Source organism: Pseudoxanthomonas mexicana, from assembly GCF_001556105.1.
Taxonomy (GTDB): Bacteria; Pseudomonadota; Gammaproteobacteria; order Xanthomonadales; family Xanthomonadaceae; genus Pseudoxanthomonas_A; species Pseudoxanthomonas_A mexicana_A.
This window is the reverse complement of sequence record NZ_LSIF01000062.1, coordinates 11,899-31,215: the sequence shown is the minus strand read 5'-3', so window position 1 is coordinate 31,215 and position 19,317 is coordinate 11,899. Positions and strand designations below refer to the sequence as shown.

General features: G+C 66.1%; 12 protein-coding genes. 9 read left to right on the top strand and 3 right to left on the bottom strand.

Translation table 11 applies throughout. From position 1 onward, the window contains the following. Window positions 1-12: 12 nt before the first annotated feature. The 5 genes from AX730_RS11050 to AX730_RS11030 all read left to right on the top strand — a co-directional run bounded on the left by AX730_RS11050 (window position 13) and on the right by AX730_RS11030 (window position 9,724). Window positions 13-720, top strand: coding sequence for a TetR/AcrR family transcriptional regulator (locus tag AX730_RS11050; protein ID WP_062356219.1), 708 nt, complete (start codon window positions 13-15; stop codon window positions 718-720). Next, window positions 717-1,892 carry an efflux RND transporter periplasmic adaptor subunit gene (locus AX730_RS11045; protein ID WP_062356215.1) on the top strand — a complete coding sequence of 392 codons (1,176 nt, stop codon included), beginning with the start codon at window positions 717-719 and terminating at the stop codon, window positions 1,890-1,892. The genes AX730_RS11050 and AX730_RS11045 overlap by 4 nt, the downstream gene beginning before the upstream one ends. 15 nt (window positions 1,893-1,907) lie before the next feature. Then, window positions 1,908-5,072, top strand: coding sequence for an efflux RND transporter permease subunit (locus AX730_RS11040; protein ID WP_062356212.1), 3,165 nt, complete (start codon window positions 1,908-1,910; stop codon window positions 5,070-5,072). 269 nt (window positions 5,073-5,341) lie between these two features. Then, window positions 5,342-6,538 (top strand): efflux RND transporter periplasmic adaptor subunit, encoded by a 1,197-nt coding sequence (locus AX730_RS11035; protein ID WP_083537863.1) that lies wholly within the window; start codon window positions 5,342-5,344, stop codon window positions 6,536-6,538. Between the two features lie 12 nt (window positions 6,539-6,550). Further along, complete coding sequence (locus AX730_RS11030) at window positions 6,551-9,724, top strand: efflux RND transporter permease subunit (RefSeq protein WP_062356207.1); 3,174 nt, start codon at window positions 6,551-6,553, stop codon at window positions 9,722-9,724. A 54-nt stretch (window positions 9,725-9,778) separates the two neighbouring features. Here AX730_RS11030 and AX730_RS11025 read toward each other — a convergent pair whose 3' ends face one another. Further along, on the bottom strand, window positions 9,779-10,162 hold the full coding sequence (locus tag AX730_RS11025) for a winged helix-turn-helix transcriptional regulator (protein WP_062356204.1): 384 nt from the start codon (window positions 10,160-10,162) through the stop codon (window positions 9,779-9,781). Between the two features lie 128 nt (window positions 10,163-10,290). On the opposite strand from AX730_RS11025, the gene AX730_RS11020 reads away from it, so the two are divergent. Further along, window positions 10,291-11,193 carry an SDR family oxidoreductase gene (locus tag AX730_RS11020; protein WP_062356201.1) on the top strand — a complete coding sequence of 301 codons (903 nt, stop codon included), beginning with the start codon at window positions 10,291-10,293 and terminating at the stop codon, window positions 11,191-11,193. 61 nt (window positions 11,194-11,254) lie between these two features. Here the strand turns inward: AX730_RS11020 and AX730_RS11015 are convergent, their stop codons facing one another. Both AX730_RS11015 and AX730_RS11010 read right to left on the bottom strand, forming a co-directional pair. Further along, window positions 11,255-13,129 carry a DUF885 domain-containing protein gene (locus AX730_RS11015; protein WP_062356199.1) on the bottom strand — a complete coding sequence of 625 codons (1,875 nt, stop codon included), beginning with the start codon at window positions 13,127-13,129 and terminating at the stop codon, window positions 11,255-11,257. Window positions 13,130-13,293: 164 nt separating this feature from the next. Beyond that, window positions 13,294-14,442: an acyl-CoA dehydrogenase family protein gene (locus AX730_RS11010; RefSeq protein WP_062356196.1), complete on the bottom strand. Its 1,149-nt coding sequence runs from the start codon at window positions 14,440-14,442 to the stop codon at window positions 13,294-13,296. A 126-nt stretch (window positions 14,443-14,568) separates the two neighbouring features. On the opposite strand from AX730_RS11010, the gene AX730_RS11005 reads away from it, so the two are divergent. From AX730_RS11005 to metH, 3 genes are read left to right on the top strand one after another with little or no spacing between them, the layout of a single operon-like run. Next, window positions 14,569-15,498 carry an ArsR/SmtB family transcription factor gene (locus AX730_RS11005; RefSeq protein WP_062356193.1) on the top strand — a complete coding sequence of 310 codons (930 nt, stop codon included), beginning with the start codon at window positions 14,569-14,571 and terminating at the stop codon, window positions 15,496-15,498. After that, the gene (locus AX730_RS11000; protein WP_062356191.1) at window positions 15,495-16,580 is read left to right on the top strand and encodes a homocysteine S-methyltransferase family protein; all 1,086 of its coding nucleotides are present in this window, start codon (window positions 15,495-15,497) and stop codon (window positions 16,578-16,580) included. The genes AX730_RS11005 and AX730_RS11000 overlap by 4 nt, the downstream gene beginning before the upstream one ends. Next, entirely contained in the window at window positions 16,577-19,264 is a 2,688-nt protein-coding gene (gene metH / locus AX730_RS10995; RefSeq protein WP_062356189.1) for a methionine synthase, read from the top strand. Before AX730_RS11000 ends, metH begins: the two co-directional genes overlap by 4 nt. Window positions 19,265-19,317 lie beyond the last annotated feature (53 nt).

Below are 19,317 nucleotides of genomic sequence, written 5' to 3'. Positions count from 1 at the left end.
AGTCTAGTCCGCATGCGACCCTCCCCCGACCTTTCTGCGCCCGATCAGCGTCGCGCCCGCGTCCACCAGGCCGTGCGCGAACTCATGTCGGAACAGGGCTTCCGCATCAGCATGGACACGGTTGCCGCGCGTGCGGGATGCTCGAAGCAGACGCTCTATGCGCATTTCGGCAGCAAGCAGGAACTGCTGCGCAGCGTGATCGCCGAACACCAGGACCTGGCCACCGTCCGCCTGTCACCGATGGCGGAGGATCCCCGTGCCGCATTGCTCGCCTTCGCCACGGAGCACCTCAGGCATCTGTGCGACCCTGCGGTCGTCTCCACCAGCCGCCTGCTCACCGCAGAAGCGCACCAGTTTCCCGACGAAGCACGCGATCTCTACCGTCAGGCTTGCGATACTCTCGTCCAGCGCCTCGCCACCTGGCTGCAGCATGCGATGGACCAGGACAGGTTGAGGCATGACGATCCGCACTACGCCGCGGAGCTGCTGCTCAGCATGATCGTGGGAATGGATTTCGACCGGCAGCGTTTCGGCGTAGGTCACCGCGCAGGCGACCGTGCACGCCACCGCTGGGCCGAGTTCGCAGTGGACGCCTTCCTGCGGGCATTCGCCCCCCTCCCGGATCACGACATGACGCCGCCTGCACCCGCCGGCCGCAGCATCCGCTCATCGCTTCCCTCTTCCACGTCTTCAAGAAAAAGAAACGGAGTTTCCCCATGACGTCCCCCATCCGTTCCCTCGTACTGGCCAGCGCGCTGCTGGCGGCCCTCGCGGCCTGCAGCAAGCCCGAGCAGCAGCAGATGCCGCCGCCCGAAGTGGTGGTGATGAGCGCCACGCCCCAGAACGTGCCGCTGCAGCGCGACCTGGTGGGCCGCCTCTCGCCCATCCGCAGTTCCGACGTACGCGCGCGCGTGCCCGGCGTGGTGCAGAAGCGCGTCTACCAGGAAGGCAGCGACGTCAAGGAAGGCCAGACGCTGTTCCTGATCGATCCCGCCCCGCTGCAGGCCTCGCTGAGTGCCGCGCAGGCGAACCTGGCATCGGCGCAGGCCACCTACGCGAACGCGAAGGTCTCGGCCGACCGCGCGCGCCAGCTGGCGCCGCAGAAGTTCGTGTCCCGGTCCGACCTGGACAACGCCGAAGCCGCCGAGCGCAGCGCCGCCGCCGCCGTGCAGCAGGCCCGTGCCAACGTCGAGACCGCCCGCATCAACCTGGGCTATGCCTCGGTCACCGCGCCGATCTCCGGCCGCGCCGGCAAGCAGCAGGTCACCGAAGGCGCGCTGGTGGGCCAGGGCGATGCCACGCTGTTGACCACCATCGACCAGATCGATCCGCTGTACGCCAACTTCTCGATGAGCTCCAGCGAGCTGCAGTCGATCCAGCAGGCGCAGGGCGAAGGCAAGGTCGAACTGGCGGGTGCCGGCCAGCGCACCGTGCAGATCGTGCTGCCGAACGGTCAGGTGATCGACCAGGCCGGCACGCTGGACTTCTCCGATACCGTCGTCGACCCGGCCACCGGCAGCGTGTCGCTGCGCGCCACCGTGCCGAACGACAAACGCACGCTGCTGCCAGGCACCTTCGTCACCCTGCGCGCGACGCTGGGCGAGCAGAAGGGTGCGTTCCTGCTGCCGCAGGGCGCCATCCAGCGCGACACCGTCAGCGCCTACGCGATGATCGTCGGCAAGGATGGCAACGTCGCCCGCAAGAACGTGGTGACGCAGCAGGCGATCGGTGCCAACTGGCTGATCACCGACGGCTTGGCCGCCGGCGACCAGGTGATCGTCGAAGGCCTGCAGAAAGTCAAGGAAGGCGCACCCGCCAAGGGCATCACCGCCGAGCAGGCCGCCGCGGCCAAGGCCGCCCAGGCCAAGCCGGTGCAAGGCAAGGCCGAGTAAGAAGGACCCGCCCCCATGCCCAAGTTCTTCATCAACCACCCGATCTTCGCCTGGGTCGTATCGATCCTGATCTCGCTGGCTGGCGTGATCGCGATCCTCAACCTCGGCGTCGAGTCCTATCCCTCCATCGCGCCGCCGCAGGTGACGGTCAGCGCGACCTACCCCGGCGCCAGCGCCGAAACCACCGAGCGCTCGGTGACGCAGGTCATCGAGCAGCAGCTCACCGGCATCGACAACCTGCTGTACTTCAGTTCCAGCTCCAGTTCGTCCGGCCGAGCCTCGATCACCCTCACCTTCCAGACCGGCACCGATGCGGACATCGCGCAGGTGCAGGTGCAGAACAAGGTGTCGCTGGCGACGCCGCGCCTGCCCAGTGAAGTCACCGCGCAGGGCGTGGTGGTCGCCAAGGCCAACGCCGGCTTCCTGATGGTGGTGGGCCTGCAGTCGGACAACCCCAGCATCGACCGCAACCGCCTCAACGACATCGTCGCCTCGCGCATCCTCGACCAGATCTCGCGCGTTCCCGGCGTTGGCAGCACGCAGCACTTCGGCTCCGAGTACGCCATGAACCTGTGGCTGGATCCCGGCAAGCTGCAGGGCTACAACCTGTCGGCCACGGAGGTGCTGGCCGCCGTGCGTGGACAGAACGTGCAGTTCGCCGCGGGTTCCGTGGGTTCCGACCCGGCACCCGAAGGCCAGGCGTTCACCGCCACCGTGTCGGCGGAAGGCCGCTTCACGTCGCCCGAGCAGTTCGAGCAGATCATCCTGCGCGCCAACAATGACGGTTCGACCGTGCGCTTGAAGGACGTCGCACGGGTGGAGTTCGGCGCGCAGAACTTCGGCTTCGATACCCAGTTCAACGGCAAACCGGTCGGCGCGTTCGCCATCCAGTTGCTGCCCGGCGCCAACGCGCTGAACGTCGCCGAGGCCGTGCGCGCGAAGATGGACGAGTTGCAGCCCAGCTTCCCGCAGGGCGTCAGCTGGTTCTCGCCGTACGACACCACCACCTTCGTCAAGATCTCGATCAAGGAAGTGGTCAAGACGCTGATCGAAGCGGTGATCCTGGTGTTCCTGGTGATGCTGGTGTTCCTGCAGAACTTCCGCGCCACCATCATCCCCACGCTGGTCATCCCCGTTGCCCTGCTGGGCACGTTCTGGGGCCTGAGCCTGATCGGCTTCACCATCAACCAGCTGACGATGTTCGCGCTGGTGCTCGCCATCGGCATCGTGGTCGACGACGCCATCGTCGTGATCGAGAACGTCGAGCGCATCATGGCAGAGGAAAAACTGCCGCCACGCGAAGCGACGATCAAGGCGATGGGCCAGATCACCGGCGCCGTCATCGCGATCACCGTGGTGCTGGCGGCGGTGTTCATTCCGTCCGCGCTGCAGGGCGGCGCGTCGGGCGAGATCTACAAGCAGTTCGCCCTGACCATCGCCATCTCGATGGCCTTCTCGGCGTTCCTGGCGCTGGGCTTCACGCCGGCGCTGTGCGCGACATTCCTGAAGCAGCACGAGCACGACAGCCACGAGAAGAAGAACATCGTCTTCCGTACGTTCGAGAAGTACTACGGCAAGGTCGAGAAGACCTACGTGGGCCACATCGGTTCGGCCATCAAGCATGCGCCGCGCTGGATGATCGTGTTCGCCCTGTTGACCGTGCTGGCCGGCTTCATGTTCACCCGCCTGCCCAGCAGCTTCGTGCCCGAGGAAGACCAGGGCTACGCGCTGGCCATCGTGCAGTTGCCGCCCGGCAACTCGCTGGCGAAGACCAAGCAGGTCTTCACCCAGATCCGCGGCACCTTGCAGCAGATGGACGGCTTCGATGGCGTGATGGAAATCGCCGGCTTCAGCTTCCTCGGGCAGGGCGAGAACGTCGGCATGGCGTTCATCCGGCTCAAGAACTGGGACGAGCGCGACGTGACCGTACCCGAGTTCATCCAGCAGGCGAACCAGCGGATGTTGGGCATCAAGGGCGCACAGATCTTCGTGGTGAACCTGCCGACCATCCAGGGCCTGGGCCAGTTCGGCGGCTTCGACATGTGGCTGCAGGATCGTGCGGGCCTGGGTGAGCAGGCGTTGATGGCGGCGCGCAACCAGTTGCTCGGTGCCGCATCGCAGGACCAGAGCCTGATGGGCGTGCGCCCGAATACGCTGGAAAACGCTCCGCAGCTGCAGTTGCACGTGGATCGCGTGCAGGCGCGGACGATGGGCCTGTCCGTGAGCGATATCTACAACGGCATCCAGCTGATGCTGGCGCCGGTGTACGTCAACGACTTCTTCTACGAAGGCCGCATCAAGCGCGTGAACATGCGTGCCGACGCGCCGTACCGCACCGGTGCGGAGTCGCTCTCGCGCATCTTCACGCCCAGCAGCCAGCAGACCGAGGCCAACGGTGGCCGCGCGATGATCCCGTTGTCCAACATCGTGCAATCCGACTGGGCGTCGGTGCCGCCGTCGCTGTCGCGCTACAACGGCTACTCGGCCGTCAACATCAACGGCTCGGCCGCGCCCGGCAGTTCGTCCGGCCAGGCGATGACGACGATGGAGAACATCGTCACCGACCAGTTGCCGCAGGGCTTCGGCTACGACTGGAGCGGCATGTCGTACCAGGAGATCCTGGCCGGCAACAGCGCCACGCTGCTGATGGTGCTGTCGATCGTGGTGGTGTTCCTCTGCCTGGCTGCGCTGTACGAGAGCTGGTCCATCCCGGTGGCCGTGTTGCTGGTGGTGCCGCTGGGTGCCCTCGGCGCCCTGGCCTTCACCATGATGCGCGGGCTGTCGAACGACCTGTTCTTCAAGATCGGCCTGATCACCATCATCGGCCTGGCCGCGAAGAACGCGATCCTGATCGTCGAGTTCGCGGTGATGGAGCGCAAGCAGGGCAGGACCCTGCGCGATGCGGTGATCTCGGCGGCGCACCTGCGTTTCCGCCCGATCCTGATGACCTCGTTCGCCTTCATCATGGGCGTGCTGCCGATGGCCATCTCCACCGGCGCGGGTGCCAACGCCCGTCACGCCATCGGCACGGGCGTCATCGGCGGCATGGTGTTCGCCACGTTCCTCGGCCTGCTGCTGATCCCGGTCTTCTTCGTGGCCGTCCGGCGCCTACTGGGCGACAAGATGGACGAGCCGTCGAAGGAATACCTGCTGGAGCAGGAGAATCCGGCTTCGCGCTGATTCCGCGAAGATCAGGTCCACTCGAACAGCCCCGGTAGTGCCGGGGCTGTTCCGTTATGGGTCAGGGGCAGCGGTCTTTCACGTAACAGCCGTTTCGCCATAGCTCGCATCCGGATTGCCGAGTGCGCACCGACTTCACGTCCGCGCAAGGGCCGAAACCCACTTCTGGCATGCGTCTCAAACCCTGATAATCCCGTGCGCCATCGTGTCGAGCCTGCCGCCGCCCGCTCGCCGCTCTCCCGAATCCCCGCATTGAAGACGACCCGACCATGACACGGAAAGACCCCCTCGCACGGAAAAAGCCCTCCACCGCCTTGCGCATGATCCTGATGCTGATAGGTGTCGCCGTCGTGTTTGGCGGCGTGTTCATTGTCAAAGGAGGATTCAGCGCCAAGACGAACGAGTTCTTCGACAACATGCCGCAGCCCGCGGCGGCCGTCACCGACTGGACCGCCAAGCAGCAAGAATGGATCGACGCGCAACAGGCCGTCGGTACGTTCGTGGCGATCAACGGCACCGAGGTCACCACCGAGGCCGGCGGCGTGGTGCGCAGCCTGTCCATCGATGTCGGCAAGCCGGTCAAGGCCGGCACCGTGCTCGCGCAACTCAACACCGCCAACGAGCTGGCCGTACTGAAATCACTGGAAGCCTCGTCCAGGCTGGCGTCGGTGCAACGCGACCGCTGGCAGGCACTGGCGCGCGACAAGCTGGTGTCGCAGGCCGAAGCCGAGGAGCGCTCCACGGTGGCGGCCACCTCGCTGGCGCAGGTGGAGGCGCAGCGCGCCCTGATCGCGCAGAAGACCATCCGCGCACCGTTCGACGGCGTGCTGGGCATCCGCAAGGTCAACCTGGGCCAGTACCTCAATCCGGGCGACCCCATCGTCAGCCTGCAGTCGCTGGACCCGATCTACCTCGACTTCGCCCTGCCCGAGCAGCGCGTGGGCCAGGTACTGCCGGGGGCGAAGATCCGCGCGACCGTCGATGCCCTGCCCGGCCGGGTATTCGAAGGCGAAGTCACCGCGGTGGAGCCGCAGGTCGACCCGGCCACGCGAAACTTCAAGGTGCAGGCGACGCTGGCCAACGGCGAATACAACCTGCGTCCCGGCGCGTTCGCCCACGTCGGCTTCGACACCGGGGACGCGCGCAAGGTCGTGGTGGTGCCGCAGACGGCGATCAGCTTCAACCCGTACGGCAACGCGGTGTACGTGATCCAGGAAGTCCAGCGCGCCGAGGGCGAGAAGGACATGCAGGGCAACGCCCTGACCGGCAAGAAGCTGATCGTGCGCCAGCGTTTCGTGAAGACCGGCGCCACCCGTGGCGACCTCATCGCGGTCACCGAAGGCCTGAAACCCGGCGAGCGCGTCGCCACCAGCGGCCTGCTGAAGCTGCGCAACGATGCCGAGGTGACGATCAACAACAAGGTGCAGCCGGTGACCGAGGCCCAGCCCAAGCCCGAAAACCGTTGACGGAGCGACGGCATGAAATTCACTGACATCTTCATCAACAAACCGGTGCTGGCGATCGTCGTCAGCCTCTTCATCCTGCTGTTCGGCCTGCGCTCGTTCACCGAATTGAACGTGCGGCAGTACCCCGAACTGCGCAATGCCGTCGTCAACATCAGCACTACGTACTACGGTGCGGACGCCGACCTGATCCAGGGCTTCATCACCACGCCGCTGGAACGCGAGATCGCCAGTGCGGAGGGCATCGAGTACCTGACCTCGACCAGTTCCGCAGGCATCAGCATCATCCAGGCGTACATCCAGCTGGATCAGGATGCGAACGAGGCGCTCACGCAGATCGCCGCCAAGGTCAACAAGATGCGCGGCCAGTTGCCGCCCGAGTCCCAGGCCCCGGTGATCGACCTGCAGCAGGGCCAGCAGATCGCGGCGATGTACGTGTCGTTCGCCAGCGATACCCTGGACAACAACCAGATCACCGACTACCTGACCCGCGTGGTGCAGCCCAAGCTGGTCACGGTGTCCGGCGTGCAGCGTGCCGACATCCTCGGCGCCGGTACCTTCGCGATGCGCGTCTGGCTGAAGCCGGACCGGATGACGGCCCTGCGGGTGACGGCCAGCGATGTGTCGACCGCGCTTTCGTCCAACAACGTACTGGCGGCGGTGGGTTCGACCAAGGGTCAGATGGTCGCCATCGACATGACGGCGCGCACCGACCTGCGCAGCGCCGACGAGTTCCGCCAGTTGATCATCCGCGAACAGAACGGCGCCATCGTCCGCCTTGGCGACGTGGCCGATGTGCAGCTGGGTTCGGAAAGTTACGGCACGTCGGTGCGCATCAACGGCGAAGCCGCGACGTTCATGGGCATCTTCGTGGCCCCGGACGCCAACTCGCTGGACGTCATCAAGAAGGTCCGCGCGATGTGGGACGGCGAGATCGTCCCGCAGCTGCCGGAAGGCATCAAGGCCACGATTCCCTACGACAGCACCGAGCAGATCCAGGACGCCATCGACGAGGTGGTCAGCACCATTGTGGAAGCCGTGGTCATCGTGATCGTGGTGATCTTCCTGTTCCTCGGTTCGCTGCGCAGCGTGCTGATCCCGGCGGTGACGGTGCCGCTGTCGCTGGTGGGCGCGCTGTTCCTGATGCTGCTGATGGGCTTCACCATCAACCTGCTGACCCTGCTGGCGATGGTGCTGGCGATCGGCATCGTGGTGGACGACGCCATCATCGTGCTGGAGAACATCCACCGGCATATCGAGGAAGGCATGTCGCCACACGACGCGGCGATCCGCGGTGCGCGCGAACTGGCGTGGCCGGTGGTCGCCATGACCACCACCCTGGTGGCCGTCTACCTGCCCATCGGCTTCCAGGGCGGCATGACCGGCGTGCTGTTCACCGAGTTCGCCTTCACCCTCGCCGGTTCGGTGCTGCTGTCGGGCGTGATCGCGCTGACGCTGACGCCGATGATGTGCGCCAAGATCCTCAAGCCGCATAGCGACGGCGGCAAGGGCAAGCTGGAAAAGTGGCTGGACGAGCGCTTCGAGAAGCTCAATGCGGGCTACCAGCGCCGCCTGCACGGGACGATGGAAACCAAATCGGTCGTCGGCGTGTTCGGCATCCTCGTGCTGGTGTCGTGCGCGTTCCTGTACATGTCCGCGCCGAAGGAACCGGCACCGCTGGAGGACGAGGGTTTCATCTTCTCCGTCGCCAGCGCCGATCCCTACTCCACGCTGGACTACGTGGAACGCTACACCGAAGAGGTCACCGCAATCGCCAAGGGCGTGCCGGAAGTGCAGGACTACTTCCTGTTCAATGGCGGCTTTGGTGGCAGCGGCGGCGGCGCCAGCCCCAGTGCGATGGCTGGCTTCGTACTGAAGCCGTGGAGCGAACGCGACCGTTCGACCAACGCGGTGCTGCAGCAGGAACTGCAGCCGAAGATGGGCCAGGTCAGCGGTCTGAACATCTTCGCGCTGGTACCGCCTTCGCTGCCGAGCGCCGGTGGCGACGGCGGCGGCGGCGAGTTCGTCGTCGGCGGCGTGGGCGAGTTGAGCCAGTTGGCCGAACTGGCCGACCAGATCCTGATGAAGGCGCGGAAGAGCAAGCGCTTCATCTTCCTGGACAAGGACCTGAAGATCGACAAGCCGCGCATCGAGGTCAACATCGACCGCGAGAAGGCCGCCACCCTCGGCATCGACATGCGGACGCTGGCCGCCGACATGGCCGCCATGCTGTCGGGGGGTTACATCAACCGTTTCGCCATGCAGAACCGCTCGTACCTGGTGATCCCGCAGGTGCAGCGCAGCGATCGCCTCAACGCCAGCGACCTGGAGAACTACTACACGCGTACCCGCGACGGCCAGCTGATCCCGCTGTCGACCCTGGTGACGCTGAAGGAAAGTGCGCAGCCGCAATCGCTGAAGCGGTTCCAGCAGCTCAACGCCGTGGCCATCACCTTCGCGCCCCGTCCAGGCGTCACCAAGGGTGAAGCGCTGGCGATCCTCGACCAGGCGGCGAAGGAGGTGCTGCCGCAGGGCTATTCGGTCGATTACGCCGGCGAGTCGCGCCAGTTCAAGCAGGAAGGCGCGGCGATGCTGGTCACGCTGGCGCTGGCGCTGATCGTGATCTTCCTGGTGTTGGCGGCACAGTTCGAGAGCTTCCGCGACGCGCTGATCATGCTGCTGACCGTGCCGATGGCGATCTGTGGCGCCCTGTTGACGCTGAATGTCCTGTCCCTGGTGTCGCAGGTGCTCCAGTTCTCGGGCATCGAAGCCTTCCCGGGCATGAGCATCAACATCTACACCCAGGTAGGCCTGGTCACGCTGGTCGGCGTGATCTCCAAGCACGGCATCCTGATCGTGGAGTTCGCCAACAAGCTGCAGATGGAGCGCGGCCTGTCCAAGCGTGAAGCGATCGAGGAAGCCGCCGCGATCCGCCTGCGCCCCGTGCTGATGACGACCGCCGCGCTGGTGTTCGCGATGATCCCGCTGCTGATCGCCAGTGGCCCGGGTGCGGCATCGCGCTTCTCGATGGGCGTAGTGATCGCCTCGGGCATGACCATCGGCACCATGTTCACGCTGTTCGTGCTGCCGGCGTTCTACCTCTACCTGGCACGCGACCATGCGCATGACCGCAAGGAGGCGGGTGATGTCGCGCCTGCAGAGGATGGCGAACCCGCGCACGGACGCTGAGCGGCAAGGTGGAAACCCCAAGCCCCGGCCATGCCGGGGCTTTTTCTTTGCCGATCATTTTGGCGCGTTGGCGGCCGGTGCCACGTAGGCCTTGCGCGCGGCGCGGACTTCATCGTGATGATCCGCAGCCCACTGGGCCAGCATTTCCACGCGCTCGAAGAACGACAGACCCAGCGACGTCAACGTGTAGTCCACGCGGGGCGGCACGGTCGGGAACACCTCGCGCCGCACCAGGCCGTCCTGCTCCAGTTGCCGCAACGTCTGCGCCAGCATCCGGGGAGAGATGTCCGCGATGCGCTTGCGCAGTTCGGTGAAACGCAAGGTGCCGGTGACCAGTTCATGCAGCACCAGCACGGTCCAGCGGTCGCCCAGGCGGTCCAGCACGTCGCGGATCGGGCAGTTCTCGGTGAGGATCAGGGATTGGCGATGCAGCGTCATGGTGATGTCCAGAGGAGCATGGTTACCGTGCGGTAACCGGGTTACTCGAGGCTCCCTGCTTGCGGGCGCGGCAGCCATTACTACCATAAGGTAACCAACATCTTTTCCGTTACCAAACAGGAGCCACCATGGACACCCCTCTCCCCACCCTGCTGGTCACCGGCGCCTCCGGACAGTTGGGGGGCGCCGTCGTCCGCCACCTGCTGGACACCCTGCAGTTCCCGGCGGAGCGCCTCATCGCCACCTCCCGCAACCCGGACGCGCTGGCGGATCTCGCCGCGCGTGGCGTCACCGTCCGGGCTGCTGACTTCGATCAGCCCGACACGCTGGCGGCCGCGTTTGCGGGTGCCGACCGCCTGCTGCTGGTCAGCACCGACGCGCTGATAGAACCCGGCAAGCGGCTGGCCCAGCATCGCGCCGCCGTGCAGGCCGCGGTCGAGGCCGGTGTGCCGCATGTCGTCTACACCTCGCTGCCATCCGCCGATACCTCGCACGTGTCCTTCGCACCGGACCACTTGGGCACGGAACGGGCGCTGTCCACCTCGCCGCTCACGTGGACCGTGCTGCGCAACGCCTGGTACTTCGAGAACCTGGCCTACACGCTGCCGGGTGCGCTGGCGTCCGGCGAATGGGCCAGCGCATCCGGGGACGGACGCATCGCCTACATCGCCCGCGACGACCTGGCCCGTGCCGCCGCGGTCGCACTGGCGTCCGGCAACACGACGAACCGCACCCTGACCCTCACCGGCGCGCAGGCTTACAGCGCACGCGACATCGCGGCGCGCGTGTCCACCCTGACCGGCAAGCCGCTGTCGGTGGTCGACATCACGCCGGCACAGCAGGTCGAAGGGCTGCGCGCGCACGGTTTTCCGCCGGTCCTCGCCGACGTGTTCGCGTCGTTCGACGTTGCGACCGCCGCCGGCGATCTCGGTGAAGTCACAGACGACTACGTCCAGCTGACCGGCCAGTCGCCGACCGCGCTGGACGCATGGCTGCCCGCCAACCTCGAACGGGTGACGACGGCGCACTAAGCCGCAAAAGAAGAACCCCGGCGCAAGGCCGGGGTTCCTGGTACCAAGCGGCGTTGGGGAATCAGGCCTGCTTGGCCTTCTCCTTCGCGATCCATTGGTCGACGCGACGCTCGAGCAGGGTCAGCGGCAGTGCGCCGCCGCCCAGCACAGTGTCGTGGAAGCCCTTGATGTCGAACTTGTCGCCCAGTTCGGTCTCGGCCTTCTTGCGCAGCTCCTGGATCTTGATCATGCCGATCTTGTAGGCCGTGGCCTGGCCCGGCATGATCAGGTAGCGCTTGATCTCCGACTCGATCGCCGCACGCGGCACGGCGCTGTTGTCGTCGAAGTACTCCACCGCCTGCTGTTCGGTCCACCCCTTGGCATGCAGGCCGGTATCCACCACCAGGCGGATCGCGCGCCACATTTCCGAACTCAGTCGACCGAACTCGGAGTACGGGTCCTGGTAGGTGCCGGGCATTTCCTTCGCCAGCCATTCCGAATACAGGCCCCAGCCTTCCGCATACGCGGTCACGCCGTACTGCGTGCGGAACTTCGGCACGCCGGTCAGCTCCTGCGCAATCGAGATCTGCATGTGGTGGCCCGGCAGGCCCTCGTGGTATGCGATGACCTCCAGCTCCGGCTTCGGCATGGCGTTCATGTCCGACAGGTGCGCGTAGTACACGCCCGGGCGCGCACCATCCGGCGTACCCGGGAAGTAGTGCTGCGCGGCGCCGTCCTGCTCGCGGAACGGTTCGACGCGCTTGACCACCAGGTCGGCCTTCGGCAACAGGCCGAAGTACTCGGGCAGCACCTTCTTGATGTTGTCGATGGCGCGTGTGGCGTCGTCGATGTAGGCCTGGCGGCCGGCGTCGGTGTTGGGGTACTTGAACTGCTTGTCGGTGTCGATGAAGGTGAAGAACGCATCCAGGTCGCCCTTGAAGCCGACCTTGTCCTTCAGCGCGGTCATCTCTCCCTTGATGCGCTCGACTTCCTTCAGCCCCAGCGCATGGATCTCCTCGGCCGTCATGCCGGTGGTGGTCATCTGGCGCAGCTGGTACTCGTAGTACGCCTTGCCGTTCTTGTGGGTGGCGCCCACGCCCGTCGCATTGACGGCGGCCTTCGGCAGCTCTTCCTCGCTCCACGCGATCACGCCGTCGTAGGCGGGCTTGAACTGCTCGAGCAGCGCCTTGCGCGCTTCGTCCTTCAGCGCGGTGGCGCGGGCGGCGTCGATTTTGCCCGCTTTCACCAGCGCATCGGCCTTGGCCTGGGCGTCGGCCCAGATCGCCGAATCCTTGCCCGCCGAGAACGGCGCACCGGCGACGACCTTCTTCGCCTGGTCGATCACGCCTTCATAGGCGAACTTGGGCGGACGGATGCCCTGCCCGGCCGACGCGCGGGCGCGCTCCAGCAACTGGTCGAACGCACGCTGGGTCGCCTTGAGGCGGGCGATGTAGGCGGTGTAGTCCGACTCCTCGTCGACCTTGTGGAAGCTGATCAGGAAGGTCGGCCAGAAGCCCTGCGCGCCGTTCATCTGGTCGAACGCATAGCCATCCTGCAGGAACGGCAGACCGTCGCGCGCGTTCTCGTACTGCAGCTTCCACAGGTCGTACGAGAACTTGGTCTCGTCGTCGAGCTTGGCGTAGGCGAACGTCTTCTCCATTTCCTCGACGCTGGCCTGCTGCCACGCGACCTGGTCGCGCTGCGCCTGCTCGGACATGTCGTCCACCTGGTCGTACAGGTCCTTGCGGCCCTGGAAGGTCAGCTGGATGGGGCTGAACTTCAGCTGCTCCTCGTACTTCTTCTCGAACCACTCGTTCAACCGCTTGCTCTCGGCGGCGATATCGGCGGCGGACGCCACCGGGGCCACGGCATCGGCGGCCGCGCTGGCGGGGGCGTTGCCCTTGTCGCAGGCGGCCAGGGCCAGCGTGAGGGCACAGACGATCAGGGTTTTGCGCATCGGGGTCTCCAGGAGGAAAACGGGGGACGAACCCCCGCATCGGGCCACTCTAGCGGACCGCCGCCCCTGCGGTCCCATGACCAAAGACGGGGGTCGGGATACCGGTGTCCCGGAACGAAAAACGCCGCCTCGCGGCGGCGTTCTTCCTCGGCATGGCAGCGGACTCAGCGCAGGCCGGTCTCGTTGCGGGCGATGACCAGGCGCTGGATCTCGCTGGTGCCCTCGTAGATCTCGGTGATCTTGGCGTCACGGAAGTAGCGCTCGATCGGCATTTCCTTCGAGTACCCCATGCCGCCGTGGATCTGCAGCGCCTGGTGGGCGATCCACATGGCCGCTTCCGAGGCGGTCAGCTTGGCGATGGCCGCCTCGTTGCTGAAACGCTGGTCCTGGCCCTTCACCCACGCGGCACGCAGGGTCAGCAGCGTGGCCGCGTCCAGCTTGCATTTCATGTCGGCGATCTTGGCCTGGGTCATCTGGAACGTACCGATCGGCGCACCGAACGCCTTGCGCTCCTTCACGTAGGCGATGGTCGCCTCGTAGGCGGCGCGGGCGATGCCGATGGCCTGCGAGGCGATGCCGATGCGGCCGGCGTCCAGCACGCTCATGGCAATCTTGAACCCCTCGCCTTCGCTGCCCAGCACGTCCTCGGCAGGGGCCACGTAATCGGTGAACTCGATCTCGCAGGTGGCCGAGGCACGGATGCCCAGCTTCGGCTCGGTCTTGCCGCGGTGGAAGCCGGCCTTCTCGGTATCGATCATGAAGGCGGTGATGCCGCGCGCGCCCTTGTCCGGCTCGCTCATCGCGAACAGCACGATGTACCTGGCGACCGGGCCGGAGGTGATCCAGCTCTTCTTGCCGTTGATGATGAAGCTGCCGTCGGCCTGCTTCACGGCGCGGCAGCGCATCGCGGTGGCGTCGGAACCCGACTGTGGTTCAGTCAGGGCGAACGCACCGATCTCGCGCCCCTCGGCGATGGCACGCACGTAGAGCTGCTTCTGTTCTTCGGTGCCGAACTTGAGGATGCCGTTGCAGAACAGCGAGTTGTTCACCGACACGATGGTGGAGTGGGCGGCGTCCGCGGCGGCGATCTCGATCATGGCCAGCACGTAGGCGATGGGATCCATGCCTGCGCCACCGTATTCGGCCGGCACCTCGATGCCCATCAGCCCGTTCTCGCCCAGCAGGCGGATGTTCTCCAGCGGAAACTCGCCGTTACGGTCGTGGTGTTCGGCGCTCGGGCCGATCTTCTCCTGCGCGATCCGGCGTGCGACGTCCTGGATCATCAACTGCTCTTCTGTGAATGCGAAATCCACGGGTACCCTCGACTGGCTTGTTAGATACCAATTGTAACCCGCGACCATCCGCGGGCGTATGCCATGGGTTGACCGCGGCCGGGTCCAGTCTTCAAAATATCTCTATATCGCGATAGGAAGATATTTATGGATCTGGAGGCCTGGTCGACCCGGCTGAAAGTGTTCGCCGACGCCACCCGTGTGCGCCTGCTGGCGCTGCTGGCGCGCGAGGAGCTGACGGTTGCCGAACTGTCGGCGATCACCCAGCTGGCGCAGCCGCGCGTATCGACGCACCTGGCCAAGCTCAAGGAAGCCGGCCTGGCCCGCGACCGGCGCGCGGGCGTCTCGGCGTACTACCGCTTCGACGAGGACAATCTGGACTCCGTGCAGCGCGAGCTGTGGCGCAGCCTGCGCGATGGCAGCGACGACCCACTGCTGCGGCAGGATGCCGAACGCGTCGCGGCCGTGCTGGCCAACCGTGCGGCGGATCAGAACTGGGCCGACAGCGTCGCCGGCGACATGGAGCGCCACTATTCACCGGGACGCACCTGGGAAGCGCTGGCCCGAACTGCCCTGCCCTTGCTGGAAACCGGCGACGTGCTCGACATCGCCTCCGGCGACGGCGTGCTCGCCGAACTGCTCTCGCCCCATGCCAAGCGCTACGTCTGCATCGACACCAGCACGCGCGTGGTCGCGGCGGCCGGCGAGCGCCTGCGCCGTTTCCCCAACGTGGAAGTCCGCGAAGGCGACATGCATGCGTTGCCCTTCAAGGACGGCAGCTTCGACCTGGTCGTGCTGATGCATGCGCTCACCTATTCCGCCAAGCCTGCCCAGGCCGTCGCGGAGGCGGCACGCGTCCTGCGTCGCGGCGGGCGCCTGCTGCTCAGCAGCCTGGGTAAGCACGAGCACAAGTCGGTCGTGGACGCCTATGGCCATGTGAACCTCGGCTTCTCGGAGAAGGAACTGCGCAAGTTCGCCGAGAAGGCGGGGCTGGACATCGCCAACGCCGAGACGGTTACCCGCGAGCGCCGGCCTCCCCACTTCGAAGTCCTTTCGCTGACGGCGGTGAAGCCATGAAGACGCTCCCCTGGCTCAACCCGGCACGCGCCAGGCTGCTCGCCGACGCACTGGAGCAACGCATCCTGATCATCGACGGCGCCATGGGCACGATGATCCAGCGCCACGGCCTGCAGGAATCGGACTACCGCGGCCAGCGCTTCATCGACGGCTGCGATGCCGAGCACACGCACGAACACGGCCCCGGCTGCGACCACGACCTCAAGGGCAACAACGATCTGCTGCTGTTGACCAAGCCGGAGGTCATCGCCGGTGTGCACAGCGCCTACCTGGATGCGGGCGCCGACCTGATCGAAACCAATACCTTCAATGCCACCTCGATCAGCCAGGCGGACTATCACCTCGAACACCTGGTGTACGAACTGAACAAGGCCGGGGCACGCGTTGCGCGCGACTGCTGCGACATCGCCGAAGCCGGGACACCGGACAAACCCCGCTTCGTCATCGGCGTGCTGGGGCCAACCAGCCGCACCGCCTCGATCAGTCCCGACGTCAACGATCCGGGCTATCGAAACACCAACTTCGACGAGCTGCGGGCCACGTACCGGGAGGCCATCGAGGGTCTGATCGACGGCGGCGCCGACACGCTGATGGTCGAGACCATCTTCGACACGCTCAACGCCAAGGCGGCGCTGTATGCGATCGAGGAGGTCTTCGATGCGCGAGGCGGACGACTGCCGGTCATGATCTCCGGCACGATCACCGATGCCTCCGGCCGCACGCTGTCGGGCCAGACCGCCGAAGCGTTCTACACCTCGGTCGCGCACAGCCGTCCGCTGTCGATCGGCTTGAACTGCGCACTGGGCGCGAAGGACCTGCGCGAACACGTCGAGACGCTGGCGACGATCGCGGACGCCTACGTCAGCGCGCATCCCAACGCTGGCCTGCCCAATGCCTTCGGCGAGTACGACGAGACGCCCGAAGAGATGGCGGCCACGCTGAAGGAGTTCGCGCAGTCCGGCCTGCTGAACCTCGTGGGCGGCTGCTGCGGCACCACGCCTCCGCACATCAAGGCGATCGCCGAGGCCGTCGCGGGCATCCCGCCACGCAGGCTGCCGGCGAACCTGGAGCAGGCCGCATGAGCACGCCCACGCGCCACACGCGCCTGTCCGGGCTGGAGCCGCTGGTCATCACGCCGGACCTGTTGTTCGTCAACGTCGGCGAGCGCACCAACGTCACCGGCAGCGCGCAATTCCGCAAGCTGATCAAGGAAGAGCGCTACGAGGAAGCCGTCGAGGTCGCGCGCCAGCAGGTCGCCAGCGGCGCGCAGATCCTCGACGTCAACATGGACGAGGGCCTGATCGATTCCGAAAAGGCGATGGACCGCTTCCTCAACCTGATCGCGTCCGAACCCGACATCGCCCGCATCCCGGTGATGGTCGACTCGTCCAAGTGGAGCGTGATCGAGGCCGGCCTGAAGTGCCTGCAGGGCAAGGGCGTGGTCAACTCGATCTCGCTGAAGGAAGGCGAAGAAGCGTTCATCGACCATGCCCGCAAGGTCCTGCGCTATGGCGCGGCCGCGGTGGTCATGGCCTTCGACGAAACTGGCCAGGCGGATACCTGCGCGCGCAAGGTCGAGATCTGCACGCGTGCGTACCGCATCCTCATCGACGAGGTCGGCTTTCCGCCCGAAGACATCATCTTCGACCCGAACATCTTCGCCGTCGCCACCGGCATCGAGGAGCACGACAACTACGCCGTCGACTTCATCGAGGCCACGCGGATCATCAAGCAGACGCTGCCGCACTGCCATGTATCGGGCGGCGTGTCGAACGTGTCGTTCTCGTTCCGCGGCAACGAGCCCGTGCGCGCCGCGATCCACTCCGTGTTCCTGTACCACGCCATCCAGGCCGGCATGGACATGGGCATCGTCAATGCCGGCGGTCTGCCGGTCTACGACGATCTGGACGCCGACCTGCGGGAGCGCGTTGAGGACGTCATCCTCAACCGCCGCAAGGATTCCACCGAACGGCTGCTGGAGATCGCCGACCGCTACAAGGGCAAGAAGGGCGAAGCGCCGGTCGAGAACCTCGCATGGCGCGAGAAGCCGGTACGCGAACGCCTGGCGCATGCGCTGGTGCACGGCATGGATGCCTTCGTCGACCAGGACACCGAGGAGGCCCGCCAGCAGGCGACGCGCCCGCTGGACGTGATCGAAGGCCCGCTGATGGACGGCATGAACGTGGTGGGCGACCTGTTCGGCGCCGGCAAGATGTTCCTGCCACAGGTAGTGAAATCGGCCCGCGTGATGAAGAAGGCCGTGGCCTACCTGTTGCCCTTCATCGAGGAAGAAAAGCTGCGCACCGGCGACGTAGGCAAGTCGAACGGCAAGATCGTCATGGCCACGGTCAAGGGCGACGTGCACGACATCGGCAAGAACATCGTCGGCGTGGTGCTGGCCTGCAACAACTTCGACGTCGTGGACCTGGGCGTGATGGTGCCCACGCAGAAAATCCTGGATACGGCGCGCGCCGAGAATGCGGACCTGATAGGCCTGTCGGGCCTGATCACGCCGTCGCTGGAAGAAATGACCCACGTGGCACGCGAGATGCAGCGGCAGGGGTTCGAGATGCCGCTGCTGATCGGCGGCGCGACCACCTCGCGCGCGCACACCGCGCTGAAGATCGACCCGCACTACACTGCGCCGACGGTGTGGGTGAAGGATGCCTCGCGTGCCGTCGGCGTCGCCCAGTCGCTGATCTCGCGCGACATGCGCGCCGCCTTCGTCGCCGCCAACGACGCCGACTACGCCGAGATCCGCGAACGCCACAAGAACCGCGGCGACGCCAAGCGGCTGGTCTCACTGGAAAAGGCGCGCGGCCAGCGGTTCGATGGCGGCTGGGCCGACTATGTGCCGCCCGTACCGCGCCAGCCCGGTATCCATGTCTTTGACGACTATCCGCTCGCCGAGTTGATCGACTGCATCGACTGGACGCCGTTCTTCAACGCCTGGGAGCTGTTCGGCAAGCACCCGGCGATCCTGACCGACGAGGTCGTCGGTCCCCAGGCCAGCGAGCTCTACCGCGATGCGCGGGCGATGCTGGCGAAGATCGTCGAGGAGAGGTGGCTGACCGCCAAGGCGGTGTTCGGTCTGTGGCCGGCCAACAGCATCGGCGACGACGTCGAGCTGCAGGTCGACGGGCGCAGTGAGCGCCTGCACTTCCTGCGCCAGCAGGTCGACAAGCCGGTCGAGCGCCCGGATTTCTGCCTGGCGGACTTCATCGCGCCGAAGGATTCCGGCAGGCAGGACTGGATGGGCATGTTCGCCGTCACCGCCGGCATCGGCATCGACGCGCACGTGGCCCGTTTCGAGGCCGACCACGACGACTACAACGCCATCCTGCTGAAGGCCCTGGCCGACCGTCTGGCCGAAGCGCTCGCGGAACGCCTCCACCAGCGCGTGCGCAAGCAATACTGGGGCTACGTGGCGGAAGAGTCCCTCGACAACGAGGCATTGATCGCCGAGAAGTACGTCGGCATCCGCCCCGCGCCCGGCTATCCGGCCTGTCCGGAGCACAGCGAGAAAGGCACGCTGTTCCGTCTGCTCGACGCGGGATCCCGCGCCGGCATGTCGCTGACGGAGAGCTTCGCGATGCTGCCCACGGCGGCGGTGTCCGGCTACTACTTCAGCCATCCGCAGAGCCAGTACTTCGTGGTCGGCCGCGTATCGAAGGAGCAGGCCGCGGACTACGCCAAGCGCAAGGGCGTGGACCTGGCGCAGGCGGAACGCTGGCTGGCGTCCAACCTGGACTACGACCCCGAGTAGGTCCGCGACGTTCGCAGGATGGCAGTGCCATGGCACGGGGACTAAGCTGGCGT